Below are 22,418 nucleotides of genomic sequence, written 5' to 3'. Positions count from 1 at the left end.
CCCGTAAGGCCCCGGTCCGCGGACAGCCCACCGGTACCCTGGCCTCGTGCGAACCATCCGCGGCGGTGCCAGCCCGGTGATGATCGGGCGGGAAAGCGAGCTGCGCCGGCTGGCGCAGCTCGCTTCGGCGCGTGAGCCGGCGGTCGCGATCATCGCGGGCGAGCCGGGCATCGGAAAGACCCGACTGGTGCACGAGCTGCTGACAACCGTGCCGGCGGAAACCGTGGTGCTGGTCGGCCAGGCGGAACCCGGCTCGCTGTCCCGCCCGTACGAGGTGCTCCTGGACGCCATCGACGGGCGCCCGGAGATCGACGAGGAGCAGCTCGCGGCCCTCGCGGACCCGCAGCGCAGCCCGGTCGAACGCCTGCACACGGGCCTCGCCATCCTGTCCGACCTGATCGGTGACTCCCCCGCGGTCATCGTCTTCGAAGACCTGCACTGGGCCGACTCGGAGAGCGCGGCGCTGTTCGAGCGGATCGCCGACCAACGCGGGCCGAGGCTGCTCATCGGGACGTACCGGCCGGACGAGGTGACCCGACGTCAGCCGGTCGCCGGCCTGCTGGCCCGGATGGAACGCCGGCACACCGTCACCCACGTACGCCTGGATCGCCTCACCCCCGCGCAGACGGCGGCGTTGCTGGCGGCGGCCACCGGCGCTCCGGCGCCGCTGCGCGCCGCGGCGGCGCTGCACCACCGCACCGGCGGCAACCCGTTCTTCCTGGAGGAGCTGCTGCGCGCGCTGCCCGGGTACGACGTGGAGGCGATGGTCGAGCAACCGCTGCCGTGGAGCCTCGCCGACGTGCTACGCCGGCAGGTCGACGACCTCGACCCGGTCAGCCACCGCATTGTCGAGGCGGCCACCGTGCTCGGCCACCGCATCCCGTTCGACCTGCTCGCCGAGGTGACCGGTGCCGGTGAGGACGAACTCATCACCGTGCTGCGCGACCTGGTCACCCGGGGCGTCCTGGTCGAGTCCGGCGACGACGAGTTCGCGTTCCGGCACGCCCTGGTACGCGAGGCGATCGCCGACCAGATGCTCGGCCGGCAGCGCCGCCGGCTGCACGAAGCGGCGCTCGACGTACTCCTGGGTGGTGGTGCCTCCGACCCGGCGATGGTGGCACACCACGCCCGCGGCGCCGGTCGGTACGACGACATGATCGCCGCGGCCCGCCGCGGCACCGCGCTGTACCTCTCCATCGGCTCCGCCTACCAGGCCCTGCAGTTGGCCGAGATGGGCCTCGACGAGGTGCCCGACGACACCGACCTGCTCGCCTCCGCCGCCCGAGCGGCGTGGCTGGCCGGGCTGCTGGACGACGCCCTGCGGTACGGGCGGCGCTGGCGTGACCTCGCCGGCACCACCACCGACCGGGCCGAGTCGCTGTATCTCCTGGTCCGGATCGCGTGGGAGTCCCGCGAGACCGACGAGATGCGCGCGCTGACCCACGACATCGGAACCCTGATCGCGCAGCTTCCGCCCGGCGCCGACCAGGCGCGGGCGATGGCCGCGATCGCGCAGTCCTCGTACCTGCGCGACGACCTCGACGCCGCGCTGCTCTGGTCCGACCGTGCACTGGCCCTGGCGGACGAGTTCGACCTGCCGGCCGTACGCCTGGCCGCGCTGATCGAGAAGGGCTCGACGCTCACCGAGCGCCCGCAGACCGCCGCCGACGGCCGGAAGATCCTGTCCACCCTCGTCGACGAGGCAGAGGAGGCGGGCGAGTGGGTGCTGGCCGCCCGCGCCCTCAACGCGCTGGTGCACGGCGAGCCGCCCACGTCGCCGGCCGAGCACGCCGAGACCCTGGAACGGATGCGGGTCGACGCCGAGCGGGCCGGCTTCGAGTCCCTCGCGGTGGCCACGTACTTCCAGGGCCGAGCCCGGCTCGCGTTGCGGGCCGGCGACCTGCGGGCCGCGATCGCGGCACTGGAGGAGGGGCGTGAACAGGACCGCAGCTACCGGCGCCGGGGCCGCTGGGCCGACTACCACGGGGTGTTCCTCGCCGGGCTCTACCTGGAGGCGGGTGAGCTGGACCAGGTGGAGCAGCTCGTCACCGACCTGGCGGCGCTGCCCAACAACCCGCCGACCACGATTCCCGGCCTCGCGTTCCACCTCGCCTGTCGTCGCGGCGACCTCCCACTCGCCGAAGCGAGCCTGGAGTCGCTCGTCGCGGCCCTGGCCGGTCAGCCGTGGCGCAGCGGTGAACAGGCCCACGACCTGATCTCCGCCGCGCTGGATATCGGCCTGCCGGCGAACCGGCTCGACCAGATGGCTGTCGCGCTACTCGACGTCGGCGTATGGGACGACTACCGGACCCTCGTCGACGCCCAGCTCGCGGAGGCGCGCGGCCAGCACACCGAAGCGCTGGTCGGCTACCTGTCCATCGCCGAGGCGCACATCCTGGGACCGGCGACCCGGGGCACCGTACGCGTCGCCGCCGCCCGCTGTCTGCTCGCCGCCGACCGGCGTGAGGAGGCCACCGCGCAGGTGGCGGCGGCCGGCTCCCTGCTGGCCGAATGGCGTGGCTGGCGCGTGGCCCAGCTCGCCCAGGTCCTCGCCCAGCTGGGCATGGCGCCGGTCGACGCGGCGCCCGCGGTCACCGGCCCAGCCGCCCTGACTCCCCGCGAGCGGGAAGTGGCGGTGCTGATCAGCGACGGGCTGACGAACACCGAGCTGGCCCGTCGGCTCTACATCTCACCGAAAACCGCCGCCGTCCACGTGTCGAACATCCTGCGCAAGCTGGGCGTCTCGTCCCGTACCGAGGTGGGCGACCTCGTCGGGCGGCACTGACGGCACCAGCACCGACGCGGCCCTCCTCCACCACCGTTGACGGCGTATTCGACGCCGACGAGCGCCGACCCCAGCCGCGGGATCGGCGCTCGTCGGGTGGGAGCTAGGCCGGTTCGATCCAGATGTTGCGGTAGCGGATCGGGTTGCCGTGATCCTGGAGGCGGATCGGGCCCGCCGACGGTCCCTCGGCCGCACCGCCGCCGGTCGGGCCGTTGATCGCGACGTTGTTCTGCACCGTCACGCCGTTCCAGACCACCGTGATACGCGCGTCCTCCGTCTTCGTCGTGCCGTTCCAACGCGCCGCCCGGAACGTGATGTCGTACGTCTGCCACGTCTGGGGCGCGGTCGCGGCGTTCACGTCCGCCGCCTTCTTGGTGTAGATCGCGGCCGCCTCGTCGTTGGCCAATGACGTGTCACCGAACGAGTCGAGCACCTGCAACTCGTAGCGGTCCTGCTGGTAGACGCCGGAGTTGGCGCGTGCCTGACCGGTCACCTCCGGGCCGTACTGCGGGAGCCAGAACTCGACGTGCAACTTGTAGTCGCCGTAGCTCTGCCGCGTACGGATGTCGCCGCCGTTGACCTGCATGCCGCCACCGGTGATGGTCCAGGTGGGGTTGGCTCCGTTGGTGTGCTGCCAGTTGGCGGTCTGCGACCCCGCGGTGCCGTCGAACAGTACGGTCCGGTTGGTGGCCGCCCGGACAGTCCAGTTCTGGCTGGCCGCGCCGGCGTACTCCCAGATGTGTAGCTGCGTGCCGTCGGCGGAGCTGCCGCCGAGCGCGTCGAGCACCTTGCCGGACTGCGGGTTGAGCAGCGAGCCGTTGGTCTGCGGTTGCCAGACCTGGGAGCCGGTGCCGTTGCAGGTCCAGAGCTGCACCTTGGTGCCGTTGACGGTGCCGGCGTTGTCGACGTCGAGGCACTTGCCGAGGTTCTGGTAGGTCGAGCCGACCCGGCTCCACTGCTGGGCCGCGCTGCCGTTGCAGGTCCAGAGCTGGATCTTCGTGCCGTTGGCGGAGCCGGCGTTGTCGATGTCGACGCACTTGCCGCCGATGCCGCTGATCGTGCCGGGCCCGCCGCCACCGCCACCGCCGCCGACCGCGGTCACCGTCAGGTTGTCGAGGTTGACATGGCCGATGTCACCGGCGTCGTACCGGTAGGCGATCGTGTTCGCGCCAGCGTTGAGGGTGACCGGCTCGGACTTGGTCGCCCACGTGTCCCAGTCGCCGGTGTTGGGCAGGCTGGTCTGGCGGATCTTGGTGCCGTTGACGTAGAGACTGACGGTCTTGGCGCCGGTACCGCCGTTGGGCCCGTTGGAGAACCGCAGCACGGCGTTGTGCGCGCCGGCCGCCGCCGCGTTCACGGTGAACGTCGTCGACGCGCCCTGGGTGCCGTAGCCGGCCACGAACCCGCTACCGGTGTAGCCGACGTGGTCGGTCATCGCGACCGCACCGCCCGCGAGCGACGCGTTCTCCGCCTCCAACGTTCCGGTCTGCGGCGGCGGGCCCCCGACGAGAGAGTTCAGCGTGTACCAGGCCTCGGTGCTCCACAGCTCCTGGCCGTTGGTCGCGGTGAACGGGCGGGGCGAGCGCAGGTGCACGACCCGGCCGGGCTGGAGGCCGTTGATCTGCAGGGTGACCTTCTTGCCGTCCGCCGACGGGGTCGCGGAGGTGACCGTCAGGGTCTGTTCGTCGACCTTCGGGCCGCCGTAGGTCGACGTGGGGACGTAGCGCCACTGCTTGACCTTGTACTTGGCGACGAGTTCGGTGAGTGTCGCCGCGGACAGCGGCTGCGTGTAGGTCAGCTCGAACCCGCCGGCCACCGCGCGCATCGAGTGGATGTCGAACGCGTTGCCGCCGTTGGGGGTCAGCTTCTGCAGACCGTAGGTCAGCTTGCCGGCCTGGCCCCAGTTGCCGCCCGCGCCGAGTCCGCCCACGTAGATGGCGCCGTCCGGCCCGATCGACGTACGCAGTACGCCCATCTCCAGACCCTGGGTGTGCCGGAACAGCGCGCCCTGGTACTCGCCGTTGACCTTCTCCAGAAACGCGCGTTGCAGCCCACCGTAGGTGACGTCGCCGATCAGCATCTGCCCGGCGAACGGCCCGGTCGACACCATCACCGGTGTGCTCGGCGAGTTGGCGATCTCGTTCTGCGGCATCCACAGCACCGGCTGGGTGACCGGGTTGCTCTGGAACGGCCCGGGCGGGTTCATGTTGAGGTTGAAGAACCGGTCCTGCTTGATGTGCACCAGCTTCGACGACGGCAGCCAGTCACCCTGGTTGTCGAGCACGAAGATGCCGTTCTCGGGACCCCAACCGATGCCGTTGGGCGTACGCAGGCCACCGGCGACGTAGTGCAGCGCGCCGGTGTTCTTGTCGATCCGGACGGTCGTACCCCGGTTGGGCGCCGGCTGTGGGTTGGTGGTCGCCCCGCCCTGGTTGATCGAGATCGACAGGTTGAGGTAGAAGTAGGGCGCCTGGTAGAGCAGCCCGAACGCGAACTCGTGGAAGTTGCCGCCGAACGGCCACGTGGCCACCTGACGGTAGTTGTCGGTGACCCAGTCGCCGTTGGTGTCGTTGAGTTCGACCAGCCGGTGCTTCTCCGACACGTAGAGCTTGCCGTCGACGTACTTGATGCCCATCGGCTCTTTCAGCCCCTGGGCGATCCTCTGGTACGTGACCTGCGACGGACCCGTGGTGCCGGTCACGTTGGACAGCAGGTAGACCTCGCCGAGCACGTTGTCGGTGCCGCCCCACGTGGTGATCGCGAGCCGCCCGTCGGGGAGCCAGTCCATCGCCGACACCTGCGGCTGGAAGCCCGTCGGTCGCAGGTTGGTCAGCGAGTAGTTGGGGTGGACGCCGGTCAGCGGCAACCCGTCGCCGGGCGCGTCGGTCACGCCCTCGCACTCCTTGCGCCCCGGCGCGGTCACCCGCACCACGCCAGCGTCGGTGCTGAGCACGCTGTTCGGGACAAGGACGAAGGACGAAGACCCGGGCGTACGCCAGTCAAGGGTGATCTGCTGGTCGCCGGCCCGCTCGAAGTGGTCGATCCGCAACGAGTGGTAGCCGGTCGTGAGCGTGACCGTGCCCTCCTTGGGCGGCGTCGCGCCGTGCAGCCCGTCGTGGTCGATCACGAGTTGGTCGTCGATCCGGAGCTCGGACCCGTCGTCACTGCTCAGCCGGAACGTGTAGCTCCCGGCGGTGGCGATGTTGATGTTGCCGATGACCTGGCTGACGAAGTTGTCACTGAACCCGAAGTCGGTGGTGGTGGTCCAGTTGATCGTGGACATTTTCTTGTCCACATTGGGCGTCTGGCCAGGCTTGAGTACGCAGATCTCGCTGAGCGGTACCTGCACGTCGAAGACCCGCAGCGTTACTCCGGGCTCCTGCGGTGGCGGCGCCGCGACCGCGGCACCGGGTGCGATGGCAAGGCTGCCGGCCAACAGGCCGGCAGCGACGAGGACGGCTGACAGGGACCGTGTGCCCATGGTTCCTCCGGGACGGGAGAGGGACGTGACGGACACGGTAGGGGTCTTTCATTCAACTGTCTATATCTATACGTCGATCAATCGGAACTTCTGTCCAATCAAGCAGAAGCAAACTTTCGATTGTCAGAAAGGGTGGGTTCGTCGTCCACCTATCCAAGGGCTCACGCGCGTCGCAGCAGGCGGCCGGATGACCCCGATATCGGTACGGGCGAAAGCACCTTTGGTGACGTCGTCGAGGGCGCCGAGACGGCGTCTTCCCTGCTGTCGTCGAATAGGGTCGGCGTCCAGCGCGCGGCAGCCGGAGCGCAGGGAAACGCGGTCCGGCTTCGTGTCCATGGTCCGCGCCGGACGCATCAGCGGAGGCGGACCGCGGTGGCCATCCGTCACTGCACGCGATCAGTGACGGGCGCAGGCTAGGGGTTGGGCGGGCCGAGGTAGGGGAAGGTCGGCAGCAGGTCGTCGTGCGGCTGCAGGCCGGTCGGCGGGACCTTGCCATGGGTCAGCCACGCAAAGCGGTAGCTGAAGACGTCGTCGGCGAGCCCTCTGCCGTTGGGGTAGGAGGTGGGTTTGGCGCGGTCGTAGCGGAGGATGTCGGGCAGACACTGCAGGGCCGTCTCCCTGGCCTCCTTCGGTGAGTAGCCGCCCTTCTCCAGCAACTGGGACCACGGGCCCAGGTAGTTGGCGACGTCGTCGGCGGGCTGCCGGGAGTTGTACCGGTTCTTCTCGCCCTCGGGGTTGATGAAGGGGTTGATGGTCGGGTTCCCGCCGCGGTCCATCTGCTCCAGCACGCCGTCGCTGCGCCGGCTGATCGAGGCCCACACCCCGACCACCGGGCCGGGGCCGAGCAGATCGCTGGGCACCTCCAGTGCGATGCAGTCGACGTTGTTGCCGGCGAAGTCGTCGTGCCCGGTCCATTTCATTCCGTGCAGGGCGCCCTCGACGTCGGCGAAGAACGGGTCGCTGCGCAGCCCGACGAACAGCCGGATCGGTCCCGGTTCGTCGATGCGGACAGGCCGGGCCGTGCCGTCGAAGCTGACCGGGATGGAATCGGCGATCACCTGTCCGGTCGGCTCGGGCTGGCGAGCATCGGGGCCGGTGGCGTACCAGGCGGTCCCGGTCTGGCTGCCGTTGTCGTACTCGGAGAAGGTGAACGTGAACGCGATGTCGGCGTACGCGTCGCCGTCGGTGTCGCGCGCGATTCGTCCCAGACGACCTGACCGGGCGAACGGCTGCCGCTGCCCGCGAGGGGCAGCGTGCACCGTGCCGGATCAGGACGAGAACGAACGGTCCACCGCCGGGCTACGAAATCCTGCGGCGGTACGTGACCATGGCGAAGGCGTACGCGACGACGAGGATGCCGAGGCACCAGGCGAGGGCGACCCAGATGTCGGTGCCGACCGGCTGTTGCGCGAACAGATCACGGATGGCGTTGACGATCGACGTCACCGGCTGGTTCTCGGCGAAGGCGCGCAGGGGGCCCGGCATGGTGTCGGTGGGCACGAATGCCGAGCTCACGAACGGCAGGAAGACGAGCGGGTACGAGAACGCGCTCGCACCGTCGGCGGATTGCGCGGAGAGACCGGGGATCACGGCGATCCACGTCAGCGACAGGGTGAACAGGATCAGGATGCCGGCGGCCGCGAGCCACGCCAGCACTCCCGCCCCGGAACGGAAGCCGACGAGCAGGGCGACGAGCACGACCACAACCAGCGAGATCAGGTTGGCGACCAGCGAGGTCAGCACGTGCGCCCACAGCACGGACGACCGCGCGATCGGCATGGACTGGAACCGCTCGAAGATACCGCTCTTCATATCCAGGAAGAGTCGGAATGCGGTGTAGGAGATGCCGGACGCGATCGTGATGAGCAGGATGCCGGGCAGCAGGTAGTTCACGTACGAGTCCGACCCTGTGTTGATCGCGCCGCCGAACACGTAGACGAACAGCAGCATGAAGGCGATCGGCATGATCGCGGTCGTGATGATGGTGTCCACGCTGCGGGTGATGTGGCGCAGGGATCGTCCCAGCAGAACGGTGGTGTCGCCGAGGAAGTGGCTGGTCATCGTTGTTCCTTACTCGTCTGTGCCGGTGCCACGGTCATTGCCGGTCCAGCGTCGGCGTCCTTGCCGTCGGCGCTCACGATCGCGAGGAATACGTCCTCGAGGGTCGGCTGCTTCTCGACGTACTCGACCTCGGCGGGCGGAAGCATCCGCTTGAGTTCGGTGAGGGTGCCGTTCACGATGATCCGGCCCTCGTGGAGGATCGCGATCCGGTCGGCGAGTTGTTCGGCCTCGTCCAGATACTGGGTCGTGAGCAGCACCGTCGTACCCTGACCGGCGAGTTCCTTGACGGTGTTCCACACCTCGACGCGGGCTTGTGGGTCGAGCCCGGTCGTCGGCTCGTCGAGGAAGATCACCGGCGGATTCCCGATGAGGCTCATCGCGATGTCGAGGCGGCGTCGCATGCCCCCCGAGTACGTCGACACCTTCCGCGCCGCCGCGTCGGTCAGCGAGAAACGGGCGAGCAGGTCGTCCGCGATCGTGCCCGGCTTCTTGAGGTGCCGCAGCCGGGCAACCAGCACCAGGTTCTCCCGACCGGTGAGGATCTCGTCGACGGCCGCGAACTGCCCGGTGAGGCTGATCGACTCCCGCACGTCCGCCGCCTGCGTGGCGACATCGAAGCCGTTGACGACGGCCGTCCCTATGTCCGCCCTGAGCAGCGTGGACAGGATTTTCACGACCGTGGTCTTGCCCGCCCCGTTGGAGCCGAGCAGGGCGAAGATGGTCCCCCGCGCCACGTCGAAGTCCACACCGCGCAGCACGTGCAACTTCTGGTACGACTTCTCCAGCCCCCGCACCCGGACCGCCGGCGGGGAGGTCGTGGGCGCGTTCATCGGGGCCCCTCCTGGGTGCGCGAGGGCGTCGGTGGAGCCGCCCTTTTCGACATCGGACATGGTCGCCTGCCTCCTTCGTGGAGCCGTTCTCCATCTACCTAGCAATACTGACTACCGGTACACGGTACCACTGAATAGCGGCCAGACAAGCTCCGTTCGGCGGTCGACCGGCCGTGTACGTATGCATGTACGTAGTAGTACACGTATGAGTACACTCCCGTCCAGAGGTGAGAAGCGAATGCCCAACAAAACGATCTACGTCGCCGACGACGACCTACCGCTGCTCCAACGCGCGCAGGAGATAACCGGCGGCAACCTGTCGGCCACGATCGTCGCGGCGCTACGCCGCCTGGTCGACCTCGAGGAGGCCAAGCAGACCGGGTTCGACGAGATCACCGTCAAAGTGGGCGTCGGGCGGGCCTCGGTGAAGCGTTTCCTCGGCATCGCGCTGGGCGAGTGGACCTCGTCGACCGCGGAGGGCGAGGAGACCTACTCGCTGTTCCGTACCAGCAAGGACCGTTTTGCCGTGCACCACTCCCGATCGGAGCTACACACCCCGGTCGGGCCGAACGCGCAGCGCAGCAGGAAATGGTCCACCGGCTGGCGCGGCTGGATCGGTGACTGGTCGCCGGACCAAGCCTGGATGCGTACGCCAGCCCAGGCCACGTTCTCGGTCGTCGACACCGCCGAGGAACTCGAGGCACTGCTTCCGCCGGAACTCCACGCGGTCGCGCTGCAGGTCATCCAGGACGAGCCCGTCGTGGAGGACCTCGACATCTGAACCAGCCGCCTGGCTCAGCCCGGTCAGGGCAACGGCTCCGCCGCCATCGGGTTCTTCCGCGGCGGGGCGGCGGTGTAGGCCGGGTGGGCCCGGTGCAGCGCCCGGAACGGCAGGTAGCAGAGCATGATCAGGCGGGTGGTCAGCCAGGCCCGCCAGTAGCTCGCGCTACCGGCCCGCCCCGAGTGGCTGGCGTAGGAGGCGTCGATCATCCTGAGGTACGCCCAGAAGTCCGCCGGGCGGTTCCGAAAGCGGCGCGCGGAGGTGCCCGCCCGCAGCCCAGCGGCGAAGACCACCCGATGGCCGGCCCGGTGCAGGTGGATGCCGAGGTCGAGGTCCTCGTGGTAGCGGCGATCGTCGCAGAGGTCGGCCCGGACGGCGTGCCAGGCCCGGGCCCGGACCGCCATGTTCGCGCCGAAGAGCCAGTCGAGCCGCCGTCGGCTCGGCAGCAGCGCCCACGCCCGGCGCAGCACCAGGTCCACCGCGTTGAGGGCCACCGGAAAGCGAATGTCGTAATAGGTCACCGGACCGGTAACCGCCGCGACGGTGCCGTCCGCGAAGAGCCCGCGAACCATTTCGACCCAGTACGGCGGCAGCCTGGTGTCCGCGTCGATCCGGCCGATGACGTCACCGGTGGCCGCCGTCAGGCCACGGTCACGCGCGTGCAGCACGCCGAGCCGTGGTTCGGTCAGCAGCACGACCCGATCGGCGTACCGGGCCAGCCGGGCCCGGGTCGCGTCCGTGGAGGCGTTGTCCACCACGATGATCTCGTCGGCCGGCGTCGTCTGCCGGAGAACCGCATCGAGGCATGGCCCGATGGACTCCTCCTCGTTGTGCACCGGCACGACGATCGAGACCCTCGGTGCCCGGTCCAGGCTAGCTGCGGCGCTGTCGGATGGTCGAGCCGCACCGGCCATGGTCCGCTCCCGCCCTCATGGGTCGATGGATCGTCGCGTTGGAAGCGTGCCATGCCCACCCGCGCCGCTGCCACCGTCGTGACGTTCCACGAGGGTCGGCGCGACCGTCGACCAATTCGGCGCGGGTGCCAACGGTCGGACGAGACCTCCGTCTGGGCCGCCGACCTACCCGTTCATCCGGGCCGGATCGCGTCGGCTGCCGCGTACGGCATCAGGCGCGGTGCCGACCCGGGCGGACGGCACGCCGATCGGAACCCGACGATGCCGGCACGGGCCACACGGGATCCGGCCCGTCGCCGGTCGGAGCGAGTCCGCCGCTGTCTCTCGGCGGCGGGAACGACTCGACGACCGCCACGTCGGTCACCTCGTCCAGCGCCGGATCATCGGCCGACACCGACTGTCGGGGCGTCGGGACAGGCGGACGGGAGGGTGACGGCGGGACGTCGATCGGGACGTACACCTGCGTCTGCACCGCCTCGGCCAGCAGCAGTGCCATGGCGACACTCGTCGGCCGGTCGGCCGGATCGGCGCTCAGGCACTGCACGCACAGTTCGGCCACGTCGGCGGGCAGGCCGGCGACCGGCGGCAGCGGATCCGGTGCCCGGTAGACGTGGGACAACGGTCGGCCCGGTTCCGTGTGTACCGGCCACGGGAGCCGCCCGGCCAGGCTGAGATAGAGCACCACGCCGACGGCGTACACGTCGGTGGCCGGGCTGGCGACGACGCCGTCGAGCCGCTCCGGGGCGACGAACGCCGGCGTGCCCACCACCTCTCCCCCGGCTGCCGAGTCACGCTCGCCGACCAGTGCCGCGATGCCGAAGTCGAGGACCTTCACCCCGGCCGGGGTGAGCACGATGTTGGCCGGTTTGACGTCCCGGTGCACGATGCCGCCCAGGTGGGCCGCGGCCAGCGCGGCGCCCGCCTCCGCGCAGACCCGGACCGCGATCCGCCAGTCCAGCGCCCCGGACCGCAGATGCACGGCCAGCGTCTCACCCTCCACCAGTTCCATCACGATGTACGGCGCCTGCTGGCCGTCCGGCAGGGGCACCAGGCCGAAGTCGTGGACGCTGGCGATGTTGGGATGAGCCAGCCGGGCCGCGGCGCGGGCCTCCGTCCGTGCCTGGTCCACGATCGCCCGACCGGCGGCCGGATCGGCGTACGGCAGGGTGATGAGCTTGACCGCGACCGGCCGGTCGAGCACCTCGTCGTGGGCATGCCAGACCTCCGACATGCCCCCTGCCCCGATCCGCTGGTCGAGGCGGTACCGCCCGTCCAACACCGGCATCCCCCGCCCCCGACGCTTTCCCGCCGCCGGTCCGGATCGACGACGGTCGGGAACAGCGCTACCCCCGGTCCGCCCGACGCAAACCGCGACCTTCGGCGTACCGGCCGCTCAGCACGCCGACGTCAGCGGCCCATCCGTGCCATCGGAGTTGCCCGGTAACCGTGTCCGGGCCAGTTCGGGGCCGATCGCCCGCCCTCACGTCACCACCCGCCGTCTACATTGACGGAGATACATATCAGCAGGGCATGAGCCCGGCCGGGATTACCCCGGCCACGGCGGCCCGGCCACACTGGTCGAGGCAGCCCAGAGCGCGTCGACCGGATCGGTGACCATCACACGCACCGGGTACGTCGAGCGCGCCACCCCTCCCCCACACCCCTGGGAGCATCGACATGCCGTCTCAGACCACCCCCGACCCAAGACCCGTCCCGGCCCACCGAGCGCCCGACCGGCGAACCGGCGCACTCGCCCGCCTGGTCATGGTCATGGTCATGGTCGGCGCCGGTATCGGCATCACACCGCCGGCACACGCCGCCGCGAACCCGTACGAGCGGGGCCCGAACCCCACCGTCGCCAGCATCGAAGCGAGTCGGGGCTCGTTCGCCATCGCCCAGGCCACCGTCGCGGCGTCGAGCGTGAGCGGCTTCGGCGGCGGGACCATCTACTACCCCACCAGCACTACCGCCGGCACGTTCGGCGCGATCGCGATCTCCCCCGGCTACACCGCCACGCAGTCCAGCGTGGCCTGGCTCGGCCCCCGCCTCGCTTCCCAGGGCTTCGTGATCATCACGATCAACACGCTCTCGGTCTACGACCAGCCAGCCAGTCGCGGCACCCAGCTGTTGGCGGCCCTCGACTACCTGGTCCGGACCAGCAGCGTACGGACCCGGATCGACGGCAGCCGGCTCGGCGTCATGGGTCACTCGATGGGCGGCGGCGGCAGCCTCTCCGCAGCCAACTCCCGGCCCGCCCTGCAGGCGGCAATCCCGCTCACCGGCTGGCACAGCACCAAGTCCTGGTCCGGCGTACGGGTTCCGACGCTGGTCATCGGCGCGGAGAACGACACCGTCGCCCCGGTGTCCGCGCACTCGGAACCGTTCTACACCAGCCTGCCCGCCACGCTGGACAAGGCGTACCTCGAACTGAACGCGGCCAGCCACTCCGCACCGACGTCGACCAACGTCACCGTCGCGAAGTACAGCATCTCGTGGCTGAAGCGCTTCGTCGACAACGACACCCGCTACGAGCAATTCCTCTGCCCGGCCCCGAGCGGCTCGACCATCCAGGAGTACCGCGACACCTGCCCTCATTCCTGACCGCTCCCGAAGCCGGTCGGGTTCCCCTGGACCGGGGACCCGACCGGCGGGATCACGCGGTCGGGACTCGGTCCAGGAAACCCAGCACCTGGGTCAGCCGTCCGTCGCCGTCGATTGTCACGACGTCGAAGCCCACGATCGGTGGCTCGACGCCTTCCGGCCCGAGTTCCCAGGTGAAGCGGGCTTGGTCGTGGTGGCCGTCGACCGGTCCGGCCAGCCGGAACGTCATCCCGGGGAACTGGCTCTGCACCGCGGCGATCGTGGCGTCGATCGCGTCCCGCCCCTCGGCGATCGCCATCGGGTCGACGTAGCGGCCGTCGGGGGCCCACAGGTCGTCGATGTCTCGGCGCCGCCGCACCGGATCGGTCTCGTTCCAGATCTCGATGTACCGCTGCACCAACTCGTCGAATTTCACAGCCATGGTTTCTCCTCTTCTCTGCGAGCGGGGCAGGGCGGTAGCCGCCCCGAGAAGAGATGATTGCCGCGCCCTGACGCGGTGTCGATTACCTCGCAGGTAATGGTCCGTACCCCGGCACGGTCATTAGGGTCGGTGGCGTGACGATTGCGGCCAGGCCAGGGCGACCAGTCGGGGAGCTGCTGCGCGACTGGCGCCGGAATCGCCGGATGAGTCAGCTCGACCTGTCGATCGAGGCAGGGATCTCGGCCCGGCATCTGAGCTTCGTCGAGACCGGGCGATCCCGGCCGAGCCCGGAACTGATCCTGCGGCTGGCGGAGCAACTGGACATACCGCTCGCGGAGCGCAACACGATGCTGCTCGCCGGGGGCCACGCGCCCGCCTACCCCAGCCACGAGCTGAGCGATCCGGAACTGGCCTCGGTACGCGCCGCCGTACGGCAGATCCTCGACGGACACAGCCCGTACCCCGCAGCGCTCGTCGACCAGCACTGGCACCTCGTCGAAGCCAACCCTGCCGTGGCCCTGTTCACCACGGGTGCCGAGCCCCACCTCCTGGCGCCGCCGATCAACGTGCTGCGGCTCAGCCTGCACCCCGGCGGCATGGCCCCGCGGATCCTCAACCTGCCCGAGTGGCGCGCCCACCTGCTCCACCGGCTGCACCAGCAGGCCGTGGCAACCAACGATCGCACCCTGTACGGACTACACGAGGAGCTTCGCGGCTATCCGGCCGGCGATGGCGAAGCGGCACCGATCGGCGACGCTGTCTCGAGCGTCGTCGTCCCGCTCCGATACCGCCACGACGACCAGGTGCTGTCCTTGTTCAGTACCACCACCCTCTTCGGCACCCCGCTGGACGTCACCGTCTCCCGGCTGGCCATCGAAGCCTTCTTCCCCGCCGACAAGGCGACCACCGAAGCGTTCCACGCCCTCGGCAGGGCATGAACCGCCGCCCGCAGTTGCGCCACCATCGGGCGCCCCTGTACGTCTCACGGCCCGTGGACCGAGATCGGGTTCTCGTCCATCTACTACCTGCTCGCCAGGCTCGAAAAACGCGGGCTCGTCCACGCTCCCGACGCCCCGGCGGCCGCGAAGTCGCGGCGCGTCTTCCATGCCCCTACCGCAGGTCGGCAGCTCGGCGCCCGAGGCGCCTTCGCGCTCATCGCAGCACTGCGGCCTGTCCCGCACCCGCTACTCGTGGGCGTCTCGAACCTGTACCTGCTCTCGCAGCAGGATTATGCGCGGGCGTTGCGCGACCGACTCGCCCACGTCGACGCTCGTATCGCCGCCGTCAAGGAGGCCGAGGCGGCCCAAGTCCCTCTTGCGTTGCCGGCACGCGAGGTCTTCTCCTACTCCCTGAGCCTCTTGGAGGCGGAAAGGTCGTGGCTCGCGGCGCGAGCCCAGGTGCCCGATGACGAACAAGATTGACTTCAAGACGGAGATCGACGCCTACCGCGCGAGACGCGGTCGGTTTTCCGTCGTGGACGTGCCTGACCTGCAGTACCTCATGATCGACGGGCACGGCGATCCCAATACCGGTCGAGCCTTCACCGATGCTGCCGAGGCGCTCTACCCGCTGGCGTACCGGGTGAAGTTCGCCAGCAAGCGAAACCTCGGACGTGACTACGTCGTCATGCCCCTGGAAGGCCTGTGGTGGGCTGACGACATGGACGCGTTCACGGCATCGCGCGACAAGTCCCGATGGGACTGGACTCTAATGATCATGGTCCCCGACTGGATCGACCAGGAGATGTTCGCCGACGCCGCCGGACAGCTCGCCAAGGATCGCCCGCGGCGCCTGCACGAGGTCCGCCTGGGCTGGCTCTCCGAGGGCCGCTGCGTGCAGACACTGCACGTCGGCTCCTACGACGACGAGGCCGACGTGCTGGCGCGGATGCACCACGAGTTCATCCCCGACAACGGTCTCCGGTTGGTCGGTAAGCACCACGAGATCTACCTCAGCGACTCCCGCAAGGTCGCGCCGCAGCGGCTCCGCACCATCCTCAGACAACCGGTCGGCGCGTCAGTCTCCGCGGATCTCCGGTGAGCTGCCTCCGACCGGGCTGCGTCGATGCCGAGGGCGTCGTTGGCCGCGTTACGGATGCGGGTGTGGCGGCCGTCCCGTACCGCGCTCCGGGCCTTCGACCCGTCGGCCGTCGCGGTGTCCCCGCTGGTCAGGCGGAGAAGCGGTTCACCACCTCCGGGTGTACGACGATGCGCACCACTGTGCTGGCAGCCCACTCGTCGCGGAACTTCTGGTGGTTCGGGCTGCTCGTGTCCCAGTATCGGTCGGCGAGACGAGCCGCGAGTTCGGCGCCACCCTCGTCGTGAAGAGTGACGGCGCCCTCCACCGATACCCAGTGTTCGGGCTCGCCAGGTGGAGCCGCGACGACGACGGAAGCGCGTGGGTGCTCGCGGAGACGGTCGAGCTTCGGCGCATCCAGGAGGGAGAACATCTGCACGTCGCCGTCGTCGGTCACCTCGAACCACACCGGGCGCGGCGCGGGCCAGCGGCCACCACGGGGTGCGACGGTGAGGAAGGCGTACAGCGGCCGGGCGAGCAGCGCGAAATCCTCGTCACGAAACACGAGAACCACCTTATGCCTCGCCGCTCGACCGGGCACGGGACTGTCGAGACTGCAACGCGTCAACGTGGAACCCTGCCGCGGCCCACGAGATCGTGTCAGGGGCCGCTGGCCGTGCGCGGGTGCCGTGCACGGCCAGCGGCAGTTCCTTGCGGTTCAGCCGGTGCTGCAGGACCTGATCTGGGGTCGGGCGCTGGAGTTTCCGTTCATCATCGTGGTGAAACCGAACGTGTTGCCGCTGCCGTTGGAACGCACCGTCATCACGCTGCCGCTGCTGTCCCAGCTGAAGCTGCCGCTCCACGTGGTGGAGACCCGCTGCGGCGAGGTGATCGCCACGACCACGGACCAGGTGCTGGCTCCGCTGACCGTGACCGAGGTGTTGTACCGGTCGCCCCAGACCGTGCCCGGTGTGACCGACGCGGTGCAGCTACCCCCGGGGGGCGGCGTGGTGGTTGGTGGCGGCGTGCCCGGCGTTGTCGTCGGCGGCGCGGTGGTGGGGTTGGGAGTCCCGCTGTTGAGTGCGGCGAGCACCGCGTCGTACGCCGCTTTCTTGCCACCGCTGCTGTTGAACAGGAGCGGGCTCTCGCCGGACCGCCACGAGTCCGAATCACGGATACCCCAGACCGTGATGCCCGTGCAACGAGGCACCGCCAGGCAGTCGTTGGTCACATTGCGGTACGCGTCCGAGGGGGCGTTGCGTATGTCCAACTCGGTGATGTGCACGTCCACCCCGAGCGCGGCGAAGCTGGACAGCGTCGTGCGGTAATTGCTCGGATAGTTCGAGCCGCCGGTGAAATGTGACTGCAGCCCCACGCAGTCGATCGGCACACCACGGTTCTTGAAGTCCTGAACCATCCGATAGACGGCCTGGGTCTTCGCGTCGGTCCAATTGTCGGTGTTGTAGTCGTTGTAGCAGAGCTTGGCGCCCGGGTCCGCCGCCCGCGCGGCGCGGAACGCTGCCTCGATCCAGTCGTTGCCCGTGCGCTGCAGGTTAGAGTCACGCCGGGCGCCGCTGGATCCGTCGGCGAACGCCTCGTTCACCACGTCCCACCACGTGACCTGGCCGCGGAAGTGGGTAGCGACCTGCGTGACGTGGTTGAGCATCGCGTTTCGCAGCGCTGTTCCCGACATGCTCTGCATCCAGCCCGGCTGTTGGCTGTGCCAGGCCAGCGTGTGGCCACGCACCTGCATACCGCGCGAGCGGGCGTGCTGCACGATCCGGTCGGCGTTGCCGTAGCTGAACTGGTTCTGGTTCGGCTCGGTCGCGTCGATTTTCATCTCGTTTTCCGGCGTGACCTGGTTGAACTCCCGGTTCAGGATGGTCGTGTACGCCGAGTCGCTCAACTTGCCCGCCGCGACGGCGGTGCCGAAGAACCGCCCGCCACGCTCGGCCGCCGACGCACCCAGGGTTGTGGCCGCCTGCGCCGAGGTGCTCACCACTACCGCGGTTCCGGTGGCGAGGAGCAGACTCATGACGCCCAGCAACAGCCGGGACTGCCGGATTCGTCTCGTCGTCGGGCGGGGACGCGCCTCGACGGTCTGGTTCATCATTCCTGTATGCCTCTCTCTGATGAGCGGGCAGGATTCATCGAGCCGTGCATTGATGCTTGGCAACGCGTGTTCGGGTTGTGGTGGTGGTCAGGGGAGACGGCAGGTGGTGGTGGGCCAGGTCCAGTTGCCGTTGTGTTGGATGGTGAGGCCCCAGTTGTTGCCGTTCCCGTTTGGTCGGGCGGTGAGGGTGCGGGTGGTGTTGTTGTAGGTGGTGGTGACGTTCCAGGTGGTGAGGACCTGGGCGGGGTTGGGGATGGTCATGGTGACGATCCAGTCGTTGGCGCCGGTGACGGCGACGGCGAGGTTGTAGCGGTCGTTCCAGCGTGAGCCCGGGGAAAGGGTGGCGGTGCAGGTGCCACCTGGCGGGGGCGTGGTCGGCGGCGCGGTCGTGGGCGGAGGCGTCGTCGGTGGAGGTGTCGTGGGTGGCGGGGTGGTGGGTGACGGGGTGGTGGGTGACGGGGTGGTGGGTGACGGGGTGGTGGGTGTCGGGGTGGTGGGTCCGTCGGTGAGGGTCGGGGTCTGCCAGTCGCGCCACTCGGCCAGGTTGCCCTGCTTGCGGCTGGAGATCCGGATCGTGCCGGCGGCGTTGCCGGTCTTCAGCAGGTACTTCTGGATGTTCTGCTGCAGCGGGGTCCGCCATTCGGACCGGCTGGCGCAGTGGGTGCCGTCCGATACGTCCGACCAGTAGGTGATGTTCTCCCCCGCCCCGAGTGCTTTGTAGATCTCGGCGCCGGCGAGGGCGGCGTTGCTGCCGGAGCGGGCGGCGAGCCAGTCGATGTGCGGGTTCTCCATGACGAACAGCCCTCGGGGTGCGACGAGGCCGATCATCTGGTGGGTGTCGACCGGCAGTCCGCTGGGGTTGCTGGTGTAGGCGCTGAACGCGTCACCGAGCCAGGGCTGCTCGGTGTAGGCGCTGGACAGCGGTTGGGAGCCGGACTCGCCGGGGATGCCGCGGAAGATCGGGGCGCCGCCGGAGCCGGACTCGATCGGCATGGTCAGCGCGATCCGTTGGTCGAACGCGCCGATCACGAACGCGCCCTTGCCGTAGCGGGAACAGCCGGTCACCCCGGTCGCGTCAGGGCGCAGGATGTTGCCGCCGGACTGTTCGATGACGTCGATGATCCGGGACACTCCCCAGGCCCAGGCCATCAGGATGCCGGTGCTGCTGTTGGCGCCGTAGAGCGTGTAGAAGGCGCCCTGCTTGTTGTTACGAGGGGTGCCCTCCCGGCCGACGGCGAGGGGGTCGTAGTTGATGACCGCGGCCCCGGAATTGCGGATGGTGGCGGTATCGGCGCCGAACCCGCCCAGAACCACGACCGCCGGGAACGGGCCGGTGCCGGACGGCAGTTGGATGCTGGCGGAGAAACTGGCACTGCGTCCCTGTTCCGACACGTTCACCTGGATGCTCGTGTTCGAGACGGTGCCACTCACGGTGGCCGGCTTGGCCGGCTTCTGTCCGTACACGGCCCGCTCGGCCAACTCCCGGGTCTCGGCCCGACGGCATGGCCATTCGGCCTTGGTAGTGATCCGCGTGCCGTCCAGCTTCCGGAACGGGTCGGGCAACCGGGAACTCGACGGCACCGACGTGTTCGGCACCGGACAGTCGGCGCCCTCGTCCTCCACGCTGGAGGCGGCGTGGGCCGGCGTGGTTCGGGCCACGACGGTTACCGCTCCGGTGACGACGAGGGCTGCTACCGCGAACGCGACGACCGCCGGACGTAATCTCGACCGGCGTGCACCGATGGTCATTGGGGCTCTCCTTCCAGGGTTCGCGACGGACGTTGGATCGACCTCGACGGACGCGAGTGGGGCAGCCGCGACCGATCAGGGGGACGGCACGTGCGCGGCTGCGGCGGCGAGGGTCAGGTTCGCGGACGCGCGAGCTGACGGTCCCGCCGGTTCGCGTGTCCATCTCGCCCGAGCCGGGACGGGCTCTGTCGAGCCGGGACGGGCTCTGTCGAGCCGGGACGGGCATGGACCGAACGGCGTCTGGCGGAATCGGTCCTGGTGCGGGCGGGACGGCGCCGCTCAGCCGCCGGTCAGCTTGACGACCGAGGGGTGGCAAGATCGCCACGACAGCGGGCACGGCCGGGACCGGTCCGCCGCCGCGCGGTGCGTGACGCCCAACGCGGCCTCCTTCACAGGGGATGGTCATGGGGTACGGGTGCGACCCGAAGCCGGTTGAGCTGGGCATCGACCTCGAGGCCACCCGTAGGGCGAGAGGTTACGGAAAAGTTTCGTGGGATTCAATCCCATGAATTCCTGCGTTGACCTGGACTTCCATCACAAACCCCCAGGTCAGACATCGATTAGCCGTCGTGCGTCGCCTGAAAATTTTCGGCTGAAGACCTGCAAGTTTGCGGCCCACGAGAGCGCACGCCGACCGACTGGGAGTGGGCGAGCACGTCCGACACGGACATGCCGATGTCGACCTGTCGTCGCCAGACGCTCCCTGAAGAACCAGCATGAGCTGCGAAGACATCGCGATGACCGAGGAGCCTTCGATCTCCTAGACGAGACACCGACCGGTCGACCACAGAAATTCAGGGTCTTGGATATTTCGGAAGAGTTTCGTAACCTAGGCCGCAGACAGCTTGGCACCCCTACGACGACCGGGGCCGGCAGACCCGACGGACGCCCTGAGCCGGTCCGCCACGACCTCTTCGACCCGGAGGAGCAGATGCGCAGAAGATCGACCAGACCTCTGCTGGCCGTTTTTCACCGCGGTCATGGTGGCTCTCGGCGGGGTCTTCCTCGCCGGCGGTACGGCCAGCGCCGAGTCCGACGGCGACCCCCGCGTGATGCCGCCCGGTGACTCCGCCACCGACGCGCTCACCGTGCCCGGCGGCTGCCGGACCGGCCCTCGACAACGCCTTTCCGTGCAACGGCTCCTACTCCTCCTCGGCGAACACGACTTCGCGGCGCCGGTGGATCGTCGGGAGGACGGCGACGACGAGCGCCGCCACGGCCAGGGCCAGGAGCACCGCGGAGATCGGTCGGGTCAGGAAGACCGACGCGTCGCCGCGGGAGATGATCAGCGCCCGCCGCAGGTTCTCCTCCAGCAGGGGTCCGAGGACGAAGCCGAGCAGCAGTGGCGCGGGCTCGCAACCGCACTTGATCAGGACGTAGCCCAGGATCCCGAAGAACGCGATCGCGTAGACGTCGTACGCGTTGAATGCCAGGGAGTAGGTGCCGATCGCCGCGAACAGGATGATCATCGGGAACAGCACCTGGTACGGGATGCGCAGCATGCGTACCCAGAGACCGATCAGCGGCAGGTTCAGTAGGAGGAGCAGCACGTTGCCGATCCACATCGACGCGATCAGGCCCCAGAACAGCGCCGGCTCGTCGGTGAGGACGTTCGGGCCGGGAGTTATGCCGTGGACGATGAACGCGCCGACCATCAGTGCCATCACCGGGTGAGCGGGTAGCCCCAGGGTGAGCAGCGGGATGAACGACGTCTGTGCGGCGGCGTTGTTCGCCGACTCGGGCCCGGCGACACCCTCGATCGCACCACGCCCGAACTCCTGCGGTCGCTTCGAGATCCGCTTCTCGACGGCGTACGAGGTGAACGAGGCAAGCACGTGGCCACCGCCGGGCAGGACGCCGAGCGCCGCGCCGAGACCGGTGCCACGCAGGATCGGGCCGACGATCCGCCGCCGGTCCTCGCGGGTCGGCCAGAGGCTCGTGATCCTGCTGACGACCGCCGTGCGGGTGTGCTCGTTCTCCAGGTTGCGCAGGATCTCGGCCACCCCGAACATGCCGACGGCGACCGAGACGAAGTCGATGCCGCCGTACAGTTCGCGCTGGTCGAGCACGAACCGGGGAGTGCCGGTGTAGATGTCCTGGCCGACCGTGCCGAGCAGGACGCCGAGCGCGATCATCGCCAGCGCCTTGAGTGCCGTGCCACGCGCCAGCGCGATCGACACGATCAGGCCGAGCAACACCAGCGAGAAGTATTCGGCCGGGCCGAACTTCAACGCGACGCGGGCCAACGGTGGGGCCGCGACGGCCAGCGCGACGGTGGCCACCGTACCCGCGATGAAGGACCCGACCGCGGCGGCGGCCAGGGCCGCGCCGGCCCGGCCCTGCCGGGCCATCTCGTGCCCGTCCAGCGCGGTGACCGCCGCCGACGACTCACCGGGCAGGTTGATCAGGATGGCGGTCGTCGAGCCGCCGTACTGTGCGCCGTAGTAGATGCCGGCCAGCATGATCAGCGCCGTGACCGGCTCGAAGCTGAACGTGATCGGCAGCAGCATCGCCACCGTCGCCGTCGGCCCGATGCCGGGCAGGACGCCGACCGCCGTCCCGAGCAGCACACCCACGAAGCAGTAGAGGACGTTCTGAATCAGGAAGGCCGTCGAGAAGCCCAGCGCGAGGTTGTCGAGAAGTTCCATTGCCCCAATCCGGCGGTC

Annotated in this window: 17 protein-coding genes; 6 read left to right on the top strand and 11 right to left on the bottom strand. The window is 69.2% G+C overall.

The genetic code is table 11. The features are described from left to right. The first annotated feature begins 46 nt into the window (after positions 1-46). Positions 47-2,785: an AAA family ATPase gene (locus AB0J90_RS26975; protein ID WP_363600423.1), complete on the top strand. Its 2,739-nt coding sequence runs from the start codon at positions 47-49 to the stop codon at positions 2,783-2,785. A gap of 103 nt (positions 2,786-2,888) precedes the next feature. Here the strand turns inward: AB0J90_RS26975 and AB0J90_RS26970 are convergent, their stop codons facing one another. The 4 genes from AB0J90_RS26970 to AB0J90_RS26955 all read right to left on the bottom strand — a co-directional run bounded on the left by AB0J90_RS26970 (position 2,889) and on the right by AB0J90_RS26955 (position 9,157). Continuing rightward, positions 2,889-6,266 (bottom strand): family 16 glycoside hydrolase, encoded by a 3,378-nt coding sequence (locus AB0J90_RS26970; protein ID WP_363600421.1) that lies wholly within the window; start codon positions 6,264-6,266, stop codon positions 2,889-2,891. A 413-nt stretch (positions 6,267-6,679) separates the two neighbouring features. Beyond that, the gene (locus AB0J90_RS26965) at positions 6,680-7,525 is read right to left on the bottom strand and encodes a DUF4331 family protein (RefSeq protein WP_363600419.1); all 846 of its coding nucleotides are present in this window, start codon (positions 7,523-7,525) and stop codon (positions 6,680-6,682) included. Positions 7,526-7,565: 40 nt separating this feature from the next. Then, entirely contained in the window at positions 7,566-8,327 is a 762-nt protein-coding gene (locus AB0J90_RS26960; RefSeq protein ID WP_363600417.1) for an ABC transporter permease, read from the bottom strand. Continuing rightward, positions 8,324-9,157, bottom strand: coding sequence for an ATP-binding cassette domain-containing protein (locus AB0J90_RS26955; protein ID WP_363600560.1), 834 nt, complete (start codon positions 9,155-9,157; stop codon positions 8,324-8,326). Before AB0J90_RS26955 ends, AB0J90_RS26960 begins: the two co-directional genes overlap by 4 nt. A 238-nt stretch (positions 9,158-9,395) precedes the next feature. On the opposite strand from AB0J90_RS26955, the gene AB0J90_RS26950 reads away from it, so the two are divergent. Next, positions 9,396-9,938: an EXLDI protein gene (locus tag AB0J90_RS26950; RefSeq protein WP_363600415.1), complete on the top strand. Its 543-nt coding sequence runs from the start codon at positions 9,396-9,398 to the stop codon at positions 9,936-9,938. Between the two features lie 23 nt (positions 9,939-9,961). Here AB0J90_RS26950 and AB0J90_RS26945 read toward each other — a convergent pair whose 3' ends face one another. Continuing rightward, entirely contained in the window at positions 9,962-10,852 is an 891-nt protein-coding gene (locus tag AB0J90_RS26945) for a glycosyltransferase family A protein (protein ID WP_363600413.1), read from the bottom strand. Between the two features lie 211 nt (positions 10,853-11,063). Further along, positions 11,064-12,137 carry a serine/threonine-protein kinase gene (locus tag AB0J90_RS26940; RefSeq protein WP_363600411.1) on the bottom strand — a complete coding sequence of 358 codons (1,074 nt, stop codon included), beginning with the start codon at positions 12,135-12,137 and terminating at the stop codon, positions 11,064-11,066. A 479-nt stretch (positions 12,138-12,616) separates the two neighbouring features. Between AB0J90_RS26940 and AB0J90_RS26935 the strand changes: the two genes are divergently transcribed. Continuing rightward, positions 12,617-13,453, top strand: a complete 837-nt coding sequence (locus AB0J90_RS26935) for an alpha/beta hydrolase (protein WP_363600558.1) — start codon at positions 12,617-12,619, stop codon at positions 13,451-13,453. A 52-nt stretch (positions 13,454-13,505) separates the two neighbouring features. On the opposite strand, the gene AB0J90_RS26930 is transcribed toward AB0J90_RS26935, so the two are convergent. Further along, on the bottom strand, positions 13,506-13,874 hold the full coding sequence (locus AB0J90_RS26930) for a nuclear transport factor 2 family protein (RefSeq protein ID WP_363600409.1): 369 nt from the start codon (positions 13,872-13,874) through the stop codon (positions 13,506-13,508). Positions 13,875-14,008: 134 nt separating this feature from the next. Here AB0J90_RS26930 and AB0J90_RS26925 point away from each other — a divergent pair, with 134 nt between their 5' ends. The 3 genes from AB0J90_RS26925 to AB0J90_RS26915 all read left to right on the top strand — a co-directional run bounded on the left by AB0J90_RS26925 (position 14,009) and on the right by AB0J90_RS26915 (position 15,914). Further along, entirely contained in the window at positions 14,009-14,812 is an 804-nt protein-coding gene (locus AB0J90_RS26925) for a helix-turn-helix transcriptional regulator (RefSeq protein ID WP_363600407.1), read from the top strand. A gap of 252 nt (positions 14,813-15,064) precedes the next feature. Beyond that, a complete protein-coding gene (locus AB0J90_RS26920; RefSeq protein ID WP_363600405.1) occupies positions 15,065-15,295 on the top strand; it encodes a hypothetical protein in 231 nt (76 codons plus the stop codon). After that, complete coding sequence (locus AB0J90_RS26915) at positions 15,279-15,914, top strand: GyrI-like domain-containing protein (RefSeq protein WP_363600403.1); 636 nt, start codon at positions 15,279-15,281, stop codon at positions 15,912-15,914. Before AB0J90_RS26920 ends, AB0J90_RS26915 begins: the two co-directional genes overlap by 17 nt. 127 nt (positions 15,915-16,041) lie before the next feature. Here AB0J90_RS26915 and AB0J90_RS26910 read toward each other — a convergent pair whose 3' ends face one another. From AB0J90_RS26910 to AB0J90_RS26895, 4 genes are all read right to left on the bottom strand, one after another. Further along, positions 16,042-16,455 (bottom strand): pyridoxamine 5'-phosphate oxidase family protein, encoded by a 414-nt coding sequence (locus AB0J90_RS26910; protein ID WP_363600401.1) that lies wholly within the window; start codon positions 16,453-16,455, stop codon positions 16,042-16,044. 153 nt (positions 16,456-16,608) lie between these two features. Beyond that, positions 16,609-17,925: an endo-1,4-beta-xylanase gene (locus AB0J90_RS26905; RefSeq protein WP_363600556.1), complete on the bottom strand. Its 1,317-nt coding sequence runs from the start codon at positions 17,923-17,925 to the stop codon at positions 16,609-16,611. A 165-nt stretch (positions 17,926-18,090) separates the two neighbouring features. Continuing rightward, entirely contained in the window at positions 18,091-19,752 is a 1,662-nt protein-coding gene (locus AB0J90_RS26900; RefSeq protein WP_363600399.1) for a cellulose-binding protein, read from the bottom strand. A 1,142-nt stretch (positions 19,753-20,894) separates the two neighbouring features. Then, the gene (locus tag AB0J90_RS26895; RefSeq protein WP_363600397.1) at positions 20,895-22,400 is read right to left on the bottom strand and encodes a tripartite tricarboxylate transporter permease; all 1,506 of its coding nucleotides are present in this window, start codon (positions 22,398-22,400) and stop codon (positions 20,895-20,897) included. Between the last annotated feature and the right edge of the window lie 18 nt (positions 22,401-22,418).

This window comes from Micromonospora sp. NPDC049523, assembly GCF_040676775.1.
GTDB lineage: Bacteria > Actinomycetota > Actinomycetes > Mycobacteriales > Micromonosporaceae > Micromonospora_G.
The sequence above is the reverse complement of the archived record's forward strand: the minus strand, read 5'-3'. Positions and strand labels throughout refer to the sequence as shown.